General features: G+C 56.7%; 20 protein-coding genes. 13 read left to right on the forward strand and 7 right to left on the reverse strand.

From position 1 onward, the window contains the following. Window positions 1-198 precede the first annotated feature (198 nt). The 4 genes from dinI to mdtH all read right to left on the reverse strand — a co-directional run bounded on the left by dinI (window position 199) and on the right by mdtH (window position 3,561). A complete protein-coding gene (dinI, locus tag RY075_RS08520; protein WP_003858011.1) occupies window positions 199-444 on the reverse strand; it encodes a DNA damage-inducible protein I in 246 nt (81 codons plus the stop codon). 74 nt (window positions 445-518) lie between these two features. Then, complete coding sequence (pyrC, locus tag RY075_RS08525) at window positions 519-1,565, reverse strand: dihydroorotase (RefSeq protein WP_023315804.1); 1,047 nt, start codon at window positions 1,563-1,565, stop codon at window positions 519-521. A 128-nt stretch (window positions 1,566-1,693) separates the two neighbouring features. Next, window positions 1,694-2,254 (reverse strand): lipoprotein, encoded by a 561-nt coding sequence (locus RY075_RS08530; RefSeq protein WP_023305855.1) that lies wholly within the window; start codon window positions 2,252-2,254, stop codon window positions 1,694-1,696. Window positions 2,255-2,352: 98 nt separating this feature from the next. Then, window positions 2,353-3,561, reverse strand: a complete 1,209-nt coding sequence (mdtH, locus tag RY075_RS08535) for a multidrug efflux MFS transporter MdtH (RefSeq protein ID WP_003858008.1) — start codon at window positions 3,559-3,561, stop codon at window positions 2,353-2,355. A 236-nt stretch (window positions 3,562-3,797) separates the two neighbouring features. Between mdtH and rimJ the strand changes: the two genes are divergently transcribed. The 4 genes from rimJ (at window position 3,798) to murJ (ending at window position 7,633) form a co-directional block, all read left to right on the forward strand. Further along, window positions 3,798-4,382 (forward strand): ribosomal protein S5-alanine N-acetyltransferase, encoded by a 585-nt coding sequence (gene rimJ, locus RY075_RS08540; RefSeq protein ID WP_003858007.1) that lies wholly within the window; start codon window positions 3,798-3,800, stop codon window positions 4,380-4,382. Window positions 4,383-4,391: 9 nt separating this feature from the next. Beyond that, window positions 4,392-5,042, forward strand: coding sequence for a YceH family protein (locus RY075_RS08545; RefSeq protein WP_003858006.1), 651 nt, complete (start codon window positions 4,392-4,394; stop codon window positions 5,040-5,042). A gap of 2 nt (window positions 5,043-5,044) precedes the next feature. After that, entirely contained in the window at window positions 5,045-5,968 is a 924-nt protein-coding gene (locus tag RY075_RS08550) for a Gfo/Idh/MocA family oxidoreductase (RefSeq protein WP_023315806.1), read from the forward strand. Between the two features lie 129 nt (window positions 5,969-6,097). Continuing rightward, window positions 6,098-7,633, forward strand: coding sequence for a murein biosynthesis integral membrane protein MurJ (murJ, locus tag RY075_RS08555; protein WP_023324447.1), 1,536 nt, complete (start codon window positions 6,098-6,100; stop codon window positions 7,631-7,633). 59 nt (window positions 7,634-7,692) lie between these two features. Here the strand turns inward: murJ and flgN are convergent, their stop codons facing one another. From flgN to flgA, 3 genes are all read right to left on the reverse strand, one after another. After that, complete coding sequence (flgN, locus tag RY075_RS08560) at window positions 7,693-8,118, reverse strand: flagella biosynthesis chaperone FlgN (RefSeq protein WP_003858003.1); 426 nt, start codon at window positions 8,116-8,118, stop codon at window positions 7,693-7,695. A 4-nt stretch (window positions 8,119-8,122) separates the two neighbouring features. Then, window positions 8,123-8,416 (reverse strand): flagellar biosynthesis anti-sigma factor FlgM, encoded by a 294-nt coding sequence (gene flgM / locus RY075_RS08565; protein ID WP_003858002.1) that lies wholly within the window; start codon window positions 8,414-8,416, stop codon window positions 8,123-8,125. Window positions 8,417-8,509: 93 nt separating this feature from the next. Next, a complete protein-coding gene (gene flgA, locus RY075_RS08570) occupies window positions 8,510-9,169 on the reverse strand; it encodes a flagellar basal body P-ring formation chaperone FlgA (protein ID WP_003858001.1) in 660 nt (219 codons plus the stop codon). Window positions 9,170-9,326: 157 nt separating this feature from the next. On the opposite strand from flgA, the gene flgB reads away from it, so the two are divergent. The 9 genes from flgB to flgJ are packed head-to-tail and all read left to right on the forward strand — an operon-like array spanning window position 9,327 to window position 16,498. Then, the gene (gene flgB, locus RY075_RS08575; protein ID WP_003857999.1) at window positions 9,327-9,743 is read left to right on the forward strand and encodes a flagellar basal body rod protein FlgB; all 417 of its coding nucleotides are present in this window, start codon (window positions 9,327-9,329) and stop codon (window positions 9,741-9,743) included. A gap of 3 nt (window positions 9,744-9,746) precedes the next feature. Then, window positions 9,747-10,151 (forward strand): flagellar basal body rod protein FlgC, encoded by a 405-nt coding sequence (gene flgC, locus RY075_RS08580; protein WP_003857997.1) that lies wholly within the window; start codon window positions 9,747-9,749, stop codon window positions 10,149-10,151. A gap of 11 nt (window positions 10,152-10,162) precedes the next feature. Continuing rightward, window positions 10,163-10,873, forward strand: coding sequence for a flagellar hook assembly protein FlgD (flgD, locus tag RY075_RS08585; RefSeq protein ID WP_003857994.1), 711 nt, complete (start codon window positions 10,163-10,165; stop codon window positions 10,871-10,873). A 26-nt stretch (window positions 10,874-10,899) separates the two neighbouring features. Beyond that, entirely contained in the window at window positions 10,900-12,108 is a 1,209-nt protein-coding gene (gene flgE, locus RY075_RS08590; RefSeq protein WP_003857992.1) for a flagellar hook protein FlgE, read from the forward strand. A gap of 20 nt (window positions 12,109-12,128) precedes the next feature. Continuing rightward, window positions 12,129-12,884 carry a flagellar basal body rod protein FlgF gene (locus RY075_RS08595; RefSeq protein WP_048240989.1) on the forward strand — a complete coding sequence of 252 codons (756 nt, stop codon included), beginning with the start codon at window positions 12,129-12,131 and terminating at the stop codon, window positions 12,882-12,884. Window positions 12,885-12,895: 11 nt separating this feature from the next. Further along, window positions 12,896-13,678 carry a flagellar basal-body rod protein FlgG gene (gene flgG, locus RY075_RS08600; protein WP_000625853.1) on the forward strand — a complete coding sequence of 261 codons (783 nt, stop codon included), beginning with the start codon at window positions 12,896-12,898 and terminating at the stop codon, window positions 13,676-13,678. Between the two features lie 57 nt (window positions 13,679-13,735). Further along, window positions 13,736-14,434 (forward strand): flagellar basal body L-ring protein FlgH, encoded by a 699-nt coding sequence (flgH, locus tag RY075_RS08605; RefSeq protein WP_003857987.1) that lies wholly within the window; start codon window positions 13,736-13,738, stop codon window positions 14,432-14,434. A gap of 12 nt (window positions 14,435-14,446) precedes the next feature. Then, window positions 14,447-15,544 carry a flagellar basal body P-ring protein FlgI gene (locus RY075_RS08610; protein WP_003857984.1) on the forward strand — a complete coding sequence of 366 codons (1,098 nt, stop codon included), beginning with the start codon at window positions 14,447-14,449 and terminating at the stop codon, window positions 15,542-15,544. After that, window positions 15,545-16,498, forward strand: a complete 954-nt coding sequence (gene flgJ, locus RY075_RS08615; RefSeq protein WP_017384732.1) for a flagellar assembly peptidoglycan hydrolase FlgJ — start codon at window positions 15,545-15,547, stop codon at window positions 16,496-16,498. The last annotated feature ends 19 nt before the right edge of the window (window positions 16,499-16,517 follow it).

Here is a 16,517-nt window from a genome sequence, read left to right on the forward strand (position 1 = left end):
ATATCAATTAATAAGGGTTCAGCAGGAAAAAATAAACGGGTAGCAACACATTTTTCTGCTTTTTAGGATTGTTCGAACAATAAAACGCCATCTTGTTCACGATTTTCTAAGAAGATGCTGAAATATTTTGAACTTTCAGGAGACGAAACGAAAAAAAGCCGGGGCGACCCGGCAAAAAACACAATGAGGGAGCAAATTTTAATCAGTGATGAACCAGTCGTCGGCGCTTTCCCATGTTTCCTGCAAAATTTCGCTGATGCGTTCTTTGTCTTCTTTCGCACCGCCGATGACGGAAAGATGGTTTGCTGTCGCATAACGTACCGTTACGGCGCCATCGTTTTCAGGAAAAGTGCTGTTAATACGTCGGGATAGTTCACCCGCCAGAGCGTCGAGTGCGCCAGCAGGCAGGACGGTGGATTTGGCAATGGTGACTTCAATACGCATAAATGCCCCCTGTGTAATATACTGTTTATTTATACAGTTATATTATCGGTTTGACAACAGGGGGCGACAGTTTTTTAGCGTTTTACCGTCCAGTTTACGGTTTCACCGGCCAGGAAGGGGATCAGCGTATCGTCGGTGAGCGCAATCGACGCTTCAACCTGGCTTTCTTTGCGCTCCAGCTCAATGAACGTGTCATTGATCGGCAGACCGTAGAAACGCGGGCCGTTAAGGGAGCAGAAGGCTTCGAAATGGTCTAACGCATTCATCTCTTCAAACACGGTTGCGTAACTTGCCAGGGCGGTCGGGGCGTTAAAGCAGCCTGCACAGCCGCAACTCGCCTCTTTACGGTGACGGGCATGCGGGGCGGAATCCGTGCCGAGGAACGCGCGCGGGAAGCCGCTGGCGACCAGCTCACGTAGCGCCTGCTGGTGGATGTTGCGCTTGAGGATCGGCAGACAATACAGATGTGGGCGAACGCCGCCCACCAGCATGTGGTTACGGTTAAACATCAGGTGCTGCGGGGTGATGGTGGCGGCAATCAGCTCGTTTCCATCCCGGACATACTCTGCGGCATCTTTAGTCGTAATGTGTTCAAACACCACTTTCAGCCCCGGAAGACGCTGGCGCAGCGGCTCCATGACCGTTTCGATAAAACGTGCTTCGCGATCGAAAATATCAATGTCAGCGTGGGTCACTTCCCCGTGCACCAGCAGCGGCATGCCCAGTTTTTGCATACGCTCCAGAACGGGCATGATGGCATCGATACTGGTCACCCCATGGCTGGAGTTGGTGGTGGCATTCGCCGGGTAGAGCTTCGCGGCGGTGAACACACCTTCGTTAAACCCGCGCTCAACCTCATTGGGATCCAGCGAGTCCGTGAGGTAGCAGGTCATCAACGGGGTAAAATCGTGCCCGGCCGGAACGGCGTCAAGGATACGCTGGCGATAGGCAATCGCGGCCTCGACGGTAGTGACTGGCGGAACCAGGTTAGGCATAACAATCGCACGGCCATAAATTTCGCTGGTATACGGCACGACGGTTTTCAGCATGTCGCCATCACGAAGATGGATATGCCAGTCGTCTGGGCGGCGGATTTTGAGAACCTGGGATTGTACAGTCATGGAAGCTCCGGCTTGAAAGAGATCAGTCATAAGATGGCTGTTTTTGCCGGACACAAATCATAAGCGGAAACGTTTTCGTTTGCACACTATTCCGTTAAAAAAAACGGGCGCCTGAGCGCCCGGAGTATTTAGTCGGTGAAAGGGATGATGATTTCACCCGGTTTCACCTCTATCCCTTTGGCATATTTTTTCGCCAGAGATTCACCTTTGCTTTTGTCTTCGCTCAGAACATAGGCAGGTTGTTGGTTAAAGTAGTTCTGCAACGACTGGTTGAGATACGGCATCAGCGTTTGCAGCACCGGTTTCATTTTATCCGGCGTTACAACCGCATCGACGATTTCCATCTCTTGCAGGAAAATTGCCCCTTTCTCTTTATTAAAGACCGGCAGCGCCTTGAGCTTCAGCTTGATATCCGCTTTCTGATTGCCGAAGAGCGAGGTCATATCGAGGCTGGCATCGCCGGAAAGGGTGACTTTGTTAGGCTCCTCGCGACCAATCTGGCTGGCGAGATTCGTCAGGACGATATGCGCATCCGCAAGGCCGGGCACGCCGATATCTTTTGAAAAGTTATTATGTTTTTCCAGCGCCTGATTAATTTCCTGCTCACTGACGGTGTACTGCGTAAGCTGGTTACATCCCACCAGCAGACCACTGACAATTAACGCAGCGGCAATAACGATCTTTTTCATGGCGTTCCTCAACATAAAATCGGCGCATCTGTCCTGATACGCCAGTATGTCAGGGTGATCCTACAGAAACCAGCAGAAAAAACTGATAATGTAAGAGGTCAGGCGCCAGGCTCCAGCATCCCGCGGGTGCTGCGTTTATCACTGAACTGCCACCAGAGGGCAATCAGCGTCATAAAGCCGACCATGCCGAGCATGACCCACGGCAGCTCCGGCTGATGGAGCGCTTTTCCGGCATCAAACAGCCAGCCGCCACCGGTGTAACCCAGCGCGCCGCCAAGCGCCAGCCCGAGACGGCTGAAGCCCATGTAGCTGCCCCGGGCCCGGGCGTCGGCAAGTGACGCGCTCAGCGTTTCACGGGCTGGCTCGGCAATGATTGAGCCAATATAGAAGGTGCAGATCAGCATAAACAGTTGCTGAAGCGAACTTACCAGACCGATGGGCATCATGCTCAGCGTCATCAGCAACAGCCCGGCCATCAGACGGTGCTCAAGCCGGAAACGGCGCTCGCTCCAGCGGGCAATTGGATAGAGCAGAGTCAGTGAGAGGCAGGCCTCAATGGCATACATCCATTTCACCGCTGCCGGCGTGCCGGCAATATCGTTAACCATAATGGGCAGCATCAGCATGACCTGCACGGCGAGCATGTAGTAGCCGGTCAGGGTTAACACATAGGTGACGAAGCGTTTATCGCTTAGCACACGGTCAAGCCCTTCCCGCACAGGCGCTTTCACCGTCGACAGCTTCCATGCGGGCAGAAACAGACCGTTAAACAGCGCGCAGAGAATAAACAACACCGCGCCGGTGGCGCAAACCAGGCGGAAATCGTATTGCAGCAGCCAGCTTCCCAGCAGGGCGCCCACCACCGCGCCTGCGCTGTCCTGCATCATCAAAATCGAGAAGAAGCGCCCCCGATGTTGCGGACGGATAAGCTTAACCACCAGCGCGGTACGCGGTGGGTCGAAAAGGGTGCCGCCAATCCCGGAAAGGAAACAGGAGAACCACAGCAGCCAGGGTTCATGAGCGATTGCCATGGTGGCGAATCCCGCCGCACGTAACAGCATGCCGGTGACGATCATCGGTTTCGCGCCGAAGCGGTCAGCTATTGCGCCGCCAAACACGCCCAGACCCTGTTGTACAAACTGGCGTAGACCCAGCGCGATCCCGACCATCAATGCCGCCCAGCCCATTTGATCGACAAAACGAATTGATATAAGCGGAAAAACGACAAAAAAGCCGAGCACGACCAGCATGTTATCGACGAGCAGGAAATATTTACCCAGGCTCCTGGCCTGTGATACGCGGGACATTTTCCCTCCAGGGAAAATAAAAGGTGAGCACGCTAACATTCTGCGGTGTCGCCGCGCTTTTTCCCATACCCGCTGGCGACAATATTTTTTTATCAAAAAGGTGCTTTGATAGAGAGTTCTCATCGAAAAATGTGAAAAGCGATCAAAATGGTATGTCACTGTTTTCACAGAAGGCGCAGGCACAGGTATAGTAAAGCTAACAGGCAGAGCAGAAGCGACGGGAAGGAGTGGTAACGATGTTTGGCTATCGCAGTAATGTGCCAAAAGTGCGTCTGACGACGGACAGGCTGGTCGTTCGTCTGGTGCATGAGCGTGATGCCTGGCGTCTGGCGGATTATTACGCCGAGAATCGCCAGTTTTTAAAACCCTGGGAACCCGTTCGGGACGAGAGCCACTGCTACCCCTCTGGCTGGCAGGCGCGCCTCAGTATGATTGCGGAATTTCATAAACAGGGAAGTGCGTTTTATTTCGCGCTTCTCGATCCGGAAGAGAAAGAGATCGTTGGCATTGCCAATTTTTCAAACGTGGTACGCGGGTCGTTTCACGCCTGCTATCTCGGGTATTCCATCGGCCAGAAATGGCAGGGACAGGGGCTCATGTTTGAGGCGCTGACGGCGGCGATTCGCTACATGCAGCGCACGCAACATATCCATCGCATTATGGCTAACTACATGCCGCACAATAAGCGCAGCGGCGATCTGCTGGCCCGCCTGGGGTTTGAGAAAGAAGGCTATGCCAAAGATTATCTGCTGATTGACGGCGAGTGGCGGGACCATGTGCTCACCGCGCTCACCACGCAGGAGTGGACCGCGGGTCGTTAAGGAGAAAAGATGAAATATCAGTTAAATGGCGCCGAAGCGCGCGTGATCGGCTGCCTTCTGGAAAAGCAGGTCACCACGCCGGAACAGTATCCTCTGTCCGTGAATGCCGTCACGATGGCCTGCAACCAGAAGACGAACCGTGAGCCGGTGATGAACCTTGGCGAGCACGAGGTGCAGGATATCCTTGATGAGCTGGTGAAGCGCCACTACCTGCGCACCGTCAGCGGCTTCGGTAACCGCGTCACTAAATATGAACAGCGCTTTTGTAATTCTGAATTTGGCGATTTAAAACTCAGCGCTGCGGAAGTGGCCGTTATCACCACGTTGCTGCTGCGCGGGGCGCAGACGCCGGGGGAACTGCGCACACGCGCTTCCCGCATGCATGAGTTTCAGGATATGCAGGACGTTGAACAGACGCTGGAGGGATTAGCCTCACGCGAGGACGGTCCCTACGTGGTGCGTCTGCCCCGCGAACCGGGCAAGCGTGAAAGCCGCTACATGCACCTGTTTAGCGGCGACGTGGAGCCCTCTGCGCTGGCCGTCGTATCCGACACGCCAGCATCAAACGAAAGCCTGACCGCGCGCGTGGCAGCCCTGGAAGACGAGGTTGCCGGGCTGAAGCAGCGTCTGGATGCGTTACTCGCACATCTGGGAGATTAATCGTGACAACATTACGCATTGGTGTTGTGGGGCTGGGAGGGATTGCGCAAAAAGCCTGGCTGCCCGTTTTAGGCGCCGCGTCAGACTGGACGCTGCAAGGGGCGTGGTCGCCCACCCGCGAGAAAGCAGAGCGCATCTGCAAAACCTGGCGCATCCCTTATGCCGGTTCGCTACAGGATTTAGCCCGTGAATGTGATGCGGTATTTGTGCATACCTCAACCGCGACGCACTACCAGGTGGTGAGCGAGTTGCTGAATGCAGGCGTTCACGTCTGCGTGGATAAACCCCTGGCGGAAAATGTACAGGATGCTGAGCGACTGATTGAGCTGGCCGCGCGTAAAAAGCTGACGCTGATGGTCGGCTTCAACCGCCGTTTTGCGCCCCTCTATCAGCAGCTTAAAGCGCAGTCCGGCTCGTTCGCCTCTCTGCGTATGGATAAGCACCGTACCGACAGCGTGGGGCCGAACGATCTGCGCTTCACGCTGCTGGATGATTATCTCCACGTCGTGGATACGGCCCTGTGGCTGAGTAACGGAAAAGCCCAGCTGCAAAGCGGCACGCTGTTGACCAGCGAGCAGGGTGAGATGGTTTACGCCGAACATCATTTTGCCGTTGAGCATTTGCAGGTGACGACCAGCATGCATCGTCGGGCGGGCAGCCAGCGCGAGTCCGTGCAGGCCGTTACGGATGGCGCGCTGTATGACGTCACCGATATGCGAGAGTGGCGGGAAGAGAAGGGCAATGGCGTGGTTGCGTTACCCGTTCCCGGCTGGCAGAGCACCCTGGAACAGCGTGGCTTTGTGGGCTGCGCGCGTCACTTCATCACCTGCGTGCAGAATCAGACGGTTCCTGAAACGTCCGGGGAGCAGGCCATTCTGGCGCAGCGCATCGTGGAACGACTCTGGCGCGAAGCCATGTCGGAATAACTCGCTGTAACATCTGCCGATAGTAATTCGTTGAAATCCGGTTAGACTAAGCGCCGCTTGTTGGCTTTGCCGGGTGGCGCTTTCGCTTATCCGTCCTGGAAATCCGTAGGGTTGTGGAACTTCACGTTAATGAACTTATTAAAATCGCTGGCGGCCGTCAGCTCGATGACCATGTTTTCCCGCGTGCTTGGCTTTGCGCGCGATGCCATTGTGGCAAGGGTTTTTGGCGCAGGGATGGCGACTGACGCCTTTTTCGTTGCGTTCAAGCTGCCGAACCTGCTGCGTCGTATTTTTGCCGAAGGGGCTTTCTCACAGGCATTTGTCCCGATCCTTGCGGAATATAAAAGCAAGCAGGGCGAAGATGCCACCCGCGTCTTTGTGGCTTACGTTTCCGGTTTACTGACGCTGGCGCTGGCGATCGTGACCGTCCTGGGCATGCTGGCAGCGCCCTGGGTAATCATGGTAACGGCACCGGGCTTTGCCGACACGGCGGATAAATTTGCCCTGACGACGCAACTGCTTCGGATAACCTTCCCCTATATTCTGCTGATTTCGCTGGCGTCGCTGGTGGGTGCCATCCTGAATACCTGGAACCGCTTCTCCGTGCCGGCCTTTGCCCCCACGTTCCTTAATGTCAGCATGATTGGCTTTGCGCTGTTCGCCGCGCCGCATTTTAACCCACCGGTGCTGGCGCTGGCCTGGGCCGTGACCGTCGGCGGGGTGTTACAGCTTGCTTACCAGCTTCCGCACCTGAAAAAGATCGGCATGCTGGTTCTGCCGCGCATTAGTTTCAAAGATGCGGGCGCAATGCGCGTTATTAAACAGATGGGACCGGCGATACTCGGCGTGTCCGTCAGCCAGATCTCGCTGATCATCAATACCATCTTCGCCTCTTTCCTGGTGTCGGGCTCGGTGTCCTGGATGTACTACGCCGATCGTCTGATGGAGTTTCCATCAGGGGTGCTGGGCGTGGCGCTGGGGACTATTCTGCTGCCGTCGCTGTCGAAAAGTTTCGCCAGCGGCAACCACGATGAATACTGCCGCCTGATGGACTGGGGACTGCGTCTCTGTTTTCTGCTGGCATTGCCAAGCGCGGTGGCGCTGGGGATCCTGGCAAAACCGCTGACGGTGTCGTTGTTCCAGTATGGAAAATTCACCGCCTTTGATGCCGCCATGACCCAGCGTGCACTGGTAGCCTACTCGGTGGGGCTGATGGGGCTGATCGTCGTGAAGGTGCTTGCGCCCGGTTTCTATTCACGTCAGGACATCAAAACGCCGGTTAAGATTGCCATTGTGACGCTGATTATGACGCAGCTGATGAACCTCGCGTTTATTGGACCGCTGAAACACGCGGGGCTGTCATTGTCGATTGGTCTGGCGGCCTGTCTGAACGCCGGGCTGCTGTACTGGCAGCTGCGCAAGCAGGATATCTTCACACCGCAGCCGGGCTGGGCAAGCTTCCTGCTGCGTCTGGCGATCGCGGTAGTGGTGATGGCGGCTGCGCTGGTTGGCATGTTGTATGTCATGCCTGAATGGGCGCAGGGCACCATGCCTTACCGCCTGATGCGTCTGATGGCCGTGGTGGCGGTCGGGGTGGTGGCGTACTTTGCCACGCTGGCGGTGCTTGGCTTCAAGGTGAAAGAATTCGCCCGCCGCACGGTATAAACGTCAAAAGGGGAGTTCACCAGAAGGTGCTCCCCGCTTCATGACGTGCCGCTACTGCGTCAAATCGAAATCTTTTTCCCGCCCGTGATACGTGCCGTGGCCGTCTGACCATCCGCACCGTACAGCCCCGGCTCTTTATAGGGCTTTAACACCTCAAGCGCCTGCTGATTACGGATAATCTGACCTTCCAGCAGCCAGCCGTTATGCTGGTTGAGATCGCGAAGATGCTGGGTTTTTTCTGTAATGGTCTGCCAGCGTTCGTTGATCTCATCATTGGCGCTGCGTTTCGCGTCTTGCTCAGCGCGTCGCTGTTTTTCCAGATAATCCAGGGTCGCCAGCAGCGAGCTTTTATCTTCAGTTATGCGTTGCAACGCGCTGCCGTTGATTTGACCAGAAGAGAGGTGGTGCTGTTCGGCATCCATCACCGTTTTCAGGTCGTTCAGGACCACCGTCATCTGATCCAGTATTTCTGACAGTCGACTCATACGGTTAGTTACTCTGGAGGAAACTCTGTGCGTCCTGAATCAGCGCATCAGCGATTTTGCTGGTATCCATTTTCAGTTCGCCGTTACGGATAGCCGTTTTCAGCGCTTCAACACGTTCCATGTTGATATCGCTGCTGCCTGGCTGCATCAGCTTCGACTGCGCATCGCTCAGCGTGACGCTGGTGCTGTTAGCCGTCGACGTTTTTTCCAGACGCGTTTTTTGCGGGGCAGCCTCATTCGTTTCGCGAGGTTGTACAGTGCTAACCGGCTTCAGGGCTGATGTACGATCAATGCTCATAGTGTTGTCCTCATCGAGGGTTCGCGGCGTTTGCGCCTGACATCATCATTTGTTGAATATTTATCGGCAGTCGCCGCGAAATCTTTAAAAAGATTACAGGTTAATCAGAATATTCCCATCAGGACCGACCGTGCCGCTGACCACCTGGCCTGAGGACATTCTGACCCGGGCATTTTGCGCCACTGCGGCATTATTCAGCGCTTTTCCTTCGCTGTTGATACTAAACCCTTCGCCATTGGCGACCACCATCACCTGTTGTCCCGCTTTCACCCGCCATGCCTGGCGCAGCATGGATAGCTGTATCGCCTGTCCAGGGGCGACATCGCGCAGGCTGACCGCCTCCTGAGCCTGGTTAATGTCCAGCATCGTCCGCGGTGGAAGCTGATCCAGACGGCCTCGCTTCAGCGTTACGCTGTCAGGTTGCAGCAGGCTGCCTCGCGGAATCGGAACGGCGGCGACAACATAATTGCCCGTCGCCTGTACCGCAACCTGTAAATACCGTTTTTCATTGGCGCAACGCGCCAGCACGTTCACGTTACCCCATAACTTTGTGCTGCCGGTCACGCTAAATGACGGGGCTTCGCAGGAAGGGTAAAGGTTAGGCGGGGTGCGCACGGTCACGCGTACGTCATCGCTGAAACCGGCCAGCTTCTGCGCAAAGAATGCATTGAGCTGGTCCTCTAACCCCTCCGCCTGCACCAGAGGGCTCAAAAGCAGTAGGGTCGCCGCCAGGCCACGTTTAAAAGTCCGCATCGCACGTTCCACCATGTCCAGAATTAAGCAAATTCTACCCGCAGTGGTTTTCCATCAACGCAACAAATAGCGACGCATTTTGCGCTTATTCCGTCGATAAGGGAGACGCCTTGAGATTTAAGCTGTGAACTGAAATTTTCTCATCAGCGGAGGAGACATGCTCGATAAACTCGACGCCGCGTTACGTTTTCAGCAGGAAGCGCTCAATTTACGCGCCCAGCGGCAGGAGATTTTAGCCGCCAATATCGCCAACGCGGATACCCCCGGGTATCAGGCGCGCGATATTGATTTTTCCAGTGAACTCAAAAAAGTGATGGAGCGTGGACGTGCCGAAGGAACGGGTGTCTCACTGGCCCTGACATCCTCACGTCATATTCCCGCTCAGGCGATGACCGCGCCAACGACCGACCTGCTTTACCGTATTCCCGATCAGCCCTCGCTTGATGGTAACACCGTCGACATGGACCGGGAGCGCACACAGTTTGCCGATAACAGCCTGCAATACCAGACAGGCCTGACGCTACTCGGCGGGCAAATTAAAGGCATGATGACCGTCCTACAGGGGGGCAATTAGTAAATGGCCTTGCTGAATATTTTTGATATCGCCGGTTCGGCATTAACGGCGCAGTCTAAACGACTGAACGTGGCCGCCAGTAACCTGGCCAACGCCGACAGCGTGACCGGCCCTGACGGGCAACCGTATCGCGCTAAACAGGTTGTCTTCCAGGTTGATGCTGCACCGGGTGCGGCAACGGGCGGCGTAAAAGTGGCGGACGTGGTTGAGAGCCAGGCACCCGACAAGCTGGTTTACGAGCCAGGCAACCCGCTCGCGGATGCCAGCGGCTACGTGAAAATGCCGAACGTGGATGTGGTCGGGGAGATGGTGAACTCCATGTCCGCGTCGCGCAGCTACCAGGCAAACGTCGAAGTGCTTAATACCGTGAAGAGCATGATGCTCAAAACACTCACTCTCGGCCAGTAAAGGAGACACGCATGTCCATCGCCGTAAACGTGAATGACCCGACAAATACCGGCGTCAATAGCACCAGCAGTGCGACCGGTTCCAGCTCTCTCACCGGGAGCAATGCCTCCGATTTACAGAGCAGCTTCCTGACCCTGCTGGTGGCGCAGCTGAAAAATCAGGACCCGACCAATCCGATGCAGAACAACGAACTGACCACGCAGCTTGCGCAGATCAGTACCGTCAGCGGCATTGAGAAACTGAACACCACGCTCGGCTCGGTCTCCGGTCAAATCGATAATAGCCAGTCCTTGCAGGCCGCCAACCTGATCGGGCACGGGGTGATGATCCCGGGGACCACGATTCTGGCGGGCACCAGCACTACCGATGGCACGTCCACCACCACCACGACGCCGTTTGGCGTTGAGTTGCAGCAGCCGGCCGACAAAGTCACCGCCACCATCAAAGACGCCAGCGGCAACGTGGTGCGCACGATTGAGATTGGCGAGCTTAAAGCGGGCGTTCATACCTTTACCTGGGATGGCAGCCTGACCGACGGCACTAAAGCGCCTAACGGCTCGTATCAGGTTGCGATTAGCGCCAGCAACGGCACCACTCAGCTGGTGGCTCAGCCGCTACAGTTTGCCCTGGTTCAGGGCGTCATCAAAGGTAGCGATGGTAACAAACTGGATTTGGGTACCTCCGGTACCACCACACTCGACGAAGTTCGGCAGATTATCTAAGCCTTCATACTTATCAGGAGTAAGTCATGGCCTTTTCTCAAGCGGTCAGCGGCCTGAATGCTGCGGCCACCAACCTGGACGTCATTGGCAACAACATCGCCAACTCCGCGACCTATGGTTTTAAATCCGGTTCTGCGTCTTTTGCAGATATGTTTGCAGGCTCTAAAGTGGGCCTGGGCGTGAAGGTGGCGGGTATCACCCAGGACTTCACCGACGGGACGACCACCAACACCGGTCGCGGTCTGGACGTCGCCATCAGCCAGAACGGTTTCTTCCGTATGGTGGATGCCAACGGTTCCGTATTCTACAGCCGCAACGGCCAGTTCAAGCTGGATGAAAACCGCAACCTGGTGAACATGCAGGGGCTTCAGTTAACCGGTTATCCGGTTGCCGGCACGCCGCCTACGGTGCAAACCGGTGCGAATCCGCAGGCGATCTCCATCCCAACGACGCTGATGGCGGCGAAGTCCACCACCACGGCCTCTCAGCAGATCAACCTGAACTCCACCGATACCGCACCAACCGTCGCCTTCGACCCGGCCAACCCTGACTCTTACAACAAGAAAGGCACCGTGACGGTGTTTGACAGCCAGGGTAATGCGCACAACATGAACCTGTTCTATGTCAAAAACGCGACGCCAGCTAACTCCTGGAAGGTGTATTCCCAGGACGGCAGCGTAGCGGGAGATGCAGCGAAACTGGCAACCACGCTGACCTTTAATGCGAGCGGCGTGCTGACGGGTGGCGATGATATCAAGATCACAACGGGCACCGTTCCGGGCGCGACGCCAGCCACGTTTGACATGAGTTTCGCCAACTCCATGCAACAGAATACCGGTGCGAACAACATCGTGGCGACGAGCCAGAACGGTTATAAGCCGGGCGATCTGGTGAGCTACCAGATCAACGATGACGGTACCGTTGTCGGTAACTATTCGAACGAACAGACCCAGGTGCTGGGCCAGATCGTGCTGGCAAACTTCGCCAACAACGAAGGCCTGAAATCCGAAGGGGACAACGTCTGGTCTGCCACGCAGTCTTCCGGTGTTGCCCTGCTGGGTACTGCGGGTTCCGGTAACTTCGGCACGCTGACCAACGGCGCGCTGGAAGCCTCTAACGTCGATCTGAGTAAAGAGTTGGTGAACATGATCGTCGCGCAACGTAACTACCAGTCCAACGCGCAGACCATCAAAACCCAGGATCAGATCCTTAACACGCTGGTTAACCTGCGTTAAGCAGCTGACGGGAAAGCGCAATGGATCACGCAATATATACAGCGATGGGCGCAGCAAGCCAGACGCTCAACCAGCAGGCTGTTACCGCCAGCAACCTGGCGAACGCCTCCACGCCAGGTTTTCGTGCGCAGCTCAACGCGCTGCGTGCGGTGCCGGTAGAAGGGCTGTCATTGCCCACGCGTACGCTGGTCACCGCTTCCACCCCGGGCGCCGACATGACGCCAGGCCAGATGGATTACACCGCGCGTCCGCTGGACGTTGCCCTTCAGCAGGACGGCTGGCTGGCGGTGCAAACGGCTGACGGCGGGGAAGGGTATACCCGCAACGGTAATATCCAGGTGAGCGCCACCGGGCAGCTGACGATTCAGGGGCATCCGGTGGTGGGCGAAGCCGGTCCGTTGACGGTGCCGGAAGGGTCAGAGCTGACCATTGCGGCAGACGGGACGATTTCGGCGTTAAACCCGGGCGACCCGGCTAACACCGTTGCGCCTGTCGGTCGTCTGAAGCTGGTGAAAGCGGAAGGCAACGAAGTGCAGCGTGGCGATGACGGGATGTTCCGTCTGACCCAGGCGGCGCAGGCCACGCGTGGCGCCACGTTACAGGCCGACCCGACCATCCGCGTGATGTCCGGCGTGCTGGAAGGCAGTAACGTCAAACCGGTAGAAGCCATGACCGACATGATCGCCAGCGCCCGCCGCTTCGAAATGCAGATGAAAATTATCAGCAGCGTCGATGAAAACGCAGGCAAGGCTAACCAACTTCTGGCTATGAGTTAACAGGACTCCCTATGATCAGTTCTTTATGGATCGCGAAAACCGGTCTGGACGCACAGCAAACCAATATGGATGTGATTGCCAACAACCTGGCAAACGTCAGCACCAATGGTTTCAAGCGCCAGCGTGCGGTTTTCGAAGATTTGCTTTATCAAACGATTCGTCAGCCAGGGGCGCAGTCTTCTGAGCAAACCACGCTGCCGTCCGGTCTGCAAATTGGTACCGGCGTGCGCCCGGTTGCCACCGAGCGTCTGCACAGCCAGGGCAACCTGTCCCAGACCAACAACAGTAAAGACGTTGCCATCAAAGGTCAGGGTTTCTTCCAGGTGCAGCTGCCTGACGGGACCTCCGCCTATACCCGCGATGGTTCGTTCCAGGTGGATCAGAATGGTCAGCTGGTGACAGCGGGCGGCTTCCAGGTTCAGCCTGCGATCACCATCCCGGCGAACGCGCTGAGTATCACCATTGGTCGTGACGGTATCGTCAGCGTCACTCAGCAAGGTCAGGCCGCGCCGGTCCAGGTTGGACAGCTCAATCTGACGACCTTCATGAACGATACCGGGCTGGAAAGCATCGGTGAGAACCTCTACACCGAAACGCAGTCTTCCGGCACGCCAAATGAAAGTACCCCGGGCCTGAACGGGGCGGGGCTGCTGTATCAGGGGTATGTGGAAACCTCGAACGTTAACGTGGCGGAAGAGCTGGTGAATATGATCCAGGTCCAGCGCGCCTATGAAATTAACAGTAAAGCAGTGTCGACGACCGACCAGATGCTGCAAAAACTGACGCAACTCTAAGGTGTAGCCCGGTGCGGTAAACGTCGCACCGGCTCCCTGTTTTCGAAGATGAAGGCAATGCAAAAAAACGCGGCGTTTCGTTATCCGATCCTGACTGTTCTGGCCGTCACCCTCAGCGGGTGTGCCTGGATCCCGTCTAAACCATTGGTACAGGGTGCGACTACCGCCCAACCCGTTCCCGGCCCCGCGCCGGTGGTGAACGGCTCTATTTTCCAGACCGCGCAGCCGATTAACTACGGTTATCAGCCGCTGTTTGAAGACCGTCGTCCGCGTAACGTTGGCGATACGCTGACCATTGTGTTGCAGGAAAACGTCAGCGCGAGCAAGAGCTCGTCGGCGAACGCCAGCCGCGACGGCAAAACCAATTTTGGTTTCGACACCGTACCGCGCTATCTGCAAGGGCTGTTCGGCAACGCCCGTGCGGATGTGGAAGCCTCCGGCGGCAACACCTTTAACGGTAAAGGTGGCGCGAACGCCAGCAATACCTTCAGCGGAACGCTGACGGTAACGGTTGACCAGGTTCTGGTGAACGGCAACCTGCACGTGGTGGGCGAAAAACAGATCGCCATTAACCAGGGTACGGAATTCATTCGTTTCTCCGGTGTGGTTAACCCTCGCACTATCAGCGGCACCAACACCGTACCGTCCACCCAGGTGGCGGATGCGCGCATTGAGTACGTCGGCAACGGCTACATCAACGAAGCGCAAAATATGGGCTGGCTGCAACGCTTCTTCCTTAACCTATCGCCGATGTAAGCGAGGTGACCTATGTATAAATTTCTCTTCGCCGTGGCGCTGTCGCTGGTCGCTACCGTTGCGCAGGCCGATCGCATACGCGATCTCACCAGCGTGCAGGGCGTGCGCGAAAACTCCCTGATTGGCTATGGCCTGGTGGTGGGGCTGGATGGGACGGGTGACCAGACGACCCAGACGCCGTTCACCACCCAGAGCCTGAACAACATGCTCTCGCAGCTCGGTATTACCGTACCGGCCGGGACCAACATGCAGCTGAAAAACGTGGCGGCCGTGATGGTGACCGCGTCTTATCCGGCCTTTGCGCGTCAGGGGCAAACCATCGACGTGGTTGTCTCGTCGATGGGTAATGCCAAAAGCCTGCGTGGCGGTACGTTGCTGATGACGCCGCTGAAAGGCGTTGACAGCCAGGTGTATGCTCTGGCGCAGGGCAACATTCTGGTTGGCGGAGCAGGCGCGTCGGCGGGCGGCAGCAGCGTGCAGGTGAACCAGCTGAACGGGGGACGTATTACCAACGGCGCGATCATCGAACGTGAGCTGCCGACCCAGTTCGGCACCGGCAACACCATTAACCTGCAACTGAATAACGAAGACTTTACGATGGCGCAGCAGATCGCTGACACCATCAACCGCAGCCGGGGCTACGGCAGCGCCACCGCGCTGGATGCCCGCACCGTGCAGATCCGCACGTCAACCGGCAGCAGCAACCAGGTGCGGATGCTGGCCGATATCCAGAATATGGAAGTGAACGTGCCGGTTCAGGATGCGAAAGTCATTATCAACTCCCGTACCGGCTCGGTGGTGATGAACCGCGAAGTGACGCTGGACAGCTGCGCCGTGGCGCAGGGCAATCTCTCCGTCACGGTTAACCGCTCGGCCAACGTCAGCCAGCCGGATACCCCGTTTGGTGGCGGTCAGACGGTAGTGACCCCGCAAACGCAGATTGATTTACGACAGAGCGGCGGTTCGTTGCAGAGCGTGCGCTCCAGCGCCAACCTGAACAGCGTGGTGCGTGCCTTGAATGCGCTGGGTGCAACGCCAATGGATCTGATGTCCATTCTGCAATCCATGCAAAGTGCAGGCTGCCTGCGCGCTAAACTGGAAATCATCTAAATGCTGACCGATAGCAAACTGTTGACCAGTGCCGCCTGGGATGCCCAGTCGCTCAACGAGCTGAAAACCAAAGCGGGCAAGGATCCGGCGGCGAATATCCGCCCGGTTGCCCGTCAGGTGGAAGGCATGTTCGTGCAGATGATGTTGAAAAGCATGCGTGAAACTCTGCCGAAAGACGGCATGTTCAGCAGTGATTCCACGCGGCTTTACACCAGCATGTACGATCAGCAGATTGCCCAGCAAATGACCGCCGGAAAGGGACTCGGCCTGGCGGACATGATCGTGAAGCAGACCGCAGCCGCTCAGGGACTCCCGCCTGAAGAGGCCCCGCCGCAGGTGCCGCTGAAGTTTGATCTGGAAAAGGTGACCAGTTATCAAAATCAGGCGCTAACGCAGATGGTGCGTAAGGCGATGCCGAAGCCGGCAGAAACGCGTGACGAGCCGCTCTCCGGCGACAGCAAAGACTTCCTGGCGCAGCTCTCCCTGCCGGCGCGTCTTGCCAGTGAAGAGAGCGGCGTGCCGCACCATCTGATTCTGGCGCAGGCGGCGCTGGAGTCGGGCTGGGGGCAACGTCAGATCCGCAGGGAGAACGGCGAGCCGAGCTTCAACATCTTTGGCGTGAAGGCCACCTCCAGCTGGAAAGGGCCGACCACTGAAATCACCACCACCGAATATGAAAACGGTGCGGCAGTGAAGGTGAAAGCCAAATTCCGCGTCTACAGCTCGTATCTGGAAGCGTTGTCGGATTATGTCGGGCTGCTGAGCCGGAACCCGCGCTACACTGCGGTGACCCAGGCCGCCACGCCAGAGCAGGGCGCTCAGGCATTGCAGAATGCCGGCTACGCGACCGATCCAAACTATGCACGCAAGCTGACCAGCATGATCCAGCAGCTGAAATCCATGTCCGAGAAGGTCAGCAAAGCGTATAGCACAGATCTCGAAAATCTGTTCTGAAAGTTCTCAAGTCCCGGTG

Source organism: Enterobacter sp. JJBC, assembly GCF_036936505.1.
In the GTDB taxonomy this organism is placed as follows: Bacteria; Pseudomonadota; Gammaproteobacteria; order Enterobacterales; family Enterobacteriaceae; genus Enterobacter; species Enterobacter hormaechei_C.

Coding starts and splice junctions, on each gene's coding strand:
- dinI (WP_003858011.1), bottom strand. CDS start 444: ATGCGTATTGAAGTCACCATTGCCAAATCCACCGTCCTGCCTGCTGGC.
- pyrC (WP_023315804.1), bottom strand. CDS start 1,565: ATGACTGTACAATCCCAGGTTCTCAAAATCCGCCGCCCAGACGACTGG.
- RY075_RS08530 (WP_023305855.1), bottom strand. CDS start 2,254: ATGAAAAAGATCGTTATTGCCGCTGCGTTAATTGTCAGTGGTCTGCTG.
- mdtH (WP_003858008.1), bottom strand. CDS start 3,561: ATGTCCCGCGTATCACAGGCCAGGAGCCTGGGTAAATATTTCCTGCTC.
- rimJ (WP_003858007.1), top strand. CDS start 3,798: ATGTTTGGCTATCGCAGTAATGTGCCAAAAGTGCGTCTGACGACGGAC.
- RY075_RS08545 (WP_003858006.1), top strand. CDS start 4,392: ATGAAATATCAGTTAAATGGCGCCGAAGCGCGCGTGATCGGCTGCCTT.
- murJ (WP_023324447.1), top strand. CDS start 6,098: ATGAACTTATTAAAATCGCTGGCGGCCGTCAGCTCGATGACCATGTTT.
- flgN (WP_003858003.1), bottom strand. CDS start 8,118: ATGAGTCGACTGTCAGAAATACTGGATCAGATGACGGTGGTCCTGAAC.
- flgM (WP_003858002.1), bottom strand. CDS start 8,416: ATGAGCATTGATCGTACATCAGCCCTGAAGCCGGTTAGCACTGTACAA.
- flgA (WP_003858001.1), bottom strand. CDS start 9,169: ATGCGGACTTTTAAACGTGGCCTGGCGGCGACCCTACTGCTTTTGAGC.
- flgB (WP_003857999.1), top strand. CDS start 9,327: ATGCTCGATAAACTCGACGCCGCGTTACGTTTTCAGCAGGAAGCGCTC.
- flgC (WP_003857997.1), top strand. CDS start 9,747: ATGGCCTTGCTGAATATTTTTGATATCGCCGGTTCGGCATTAACGGCG.
- flgD (WP_003857994.1), top strand. CDS start 10,163: ATGTCCATCGCCGTAAACGTGAATGACCCGACAAATACCGGCGTCAAT.
- flgE (WP_003857992.1), top strand. CDS start 10,900: ATGGCCTTTTCTCAAGCGGTCAGCGGCCTGAATGCTGCGGCCACCAAC.
- RY075_RS08595 (WP_048240989.1), top strand. CDS start 12,129: ATGGATCACGCAATATATACAGCGATGGGCGCAGCAAGCCAGACGCTC.
- flgG (WP_000625853.1), top strand. CDS start 12,896: ATGATCAGTTCTTTATGGATCGCGAAAACCGGTCTGGACGCACAGCAA.
- flgH (WP_003857987.1), top strand. CDS start 13,736: ATGCAAAAAAACGCGGCGTTTCGTTATCCGATCCTGACTGTTCTGGCC.
- RY075_RS08610 (WP_003857984.1), top strand. CDS start 14,447: ATGTATAAATTTCTCTTCGCCGTGGCGCTGTCGCTGGTCGCTACCGTT.
- flgJ (WP_017384732.1), top strand. CDS start 15,545: ATGCTGACCGATAGCAAACTGTTGACCAGTGCCGCCTGGGATGCCCAG.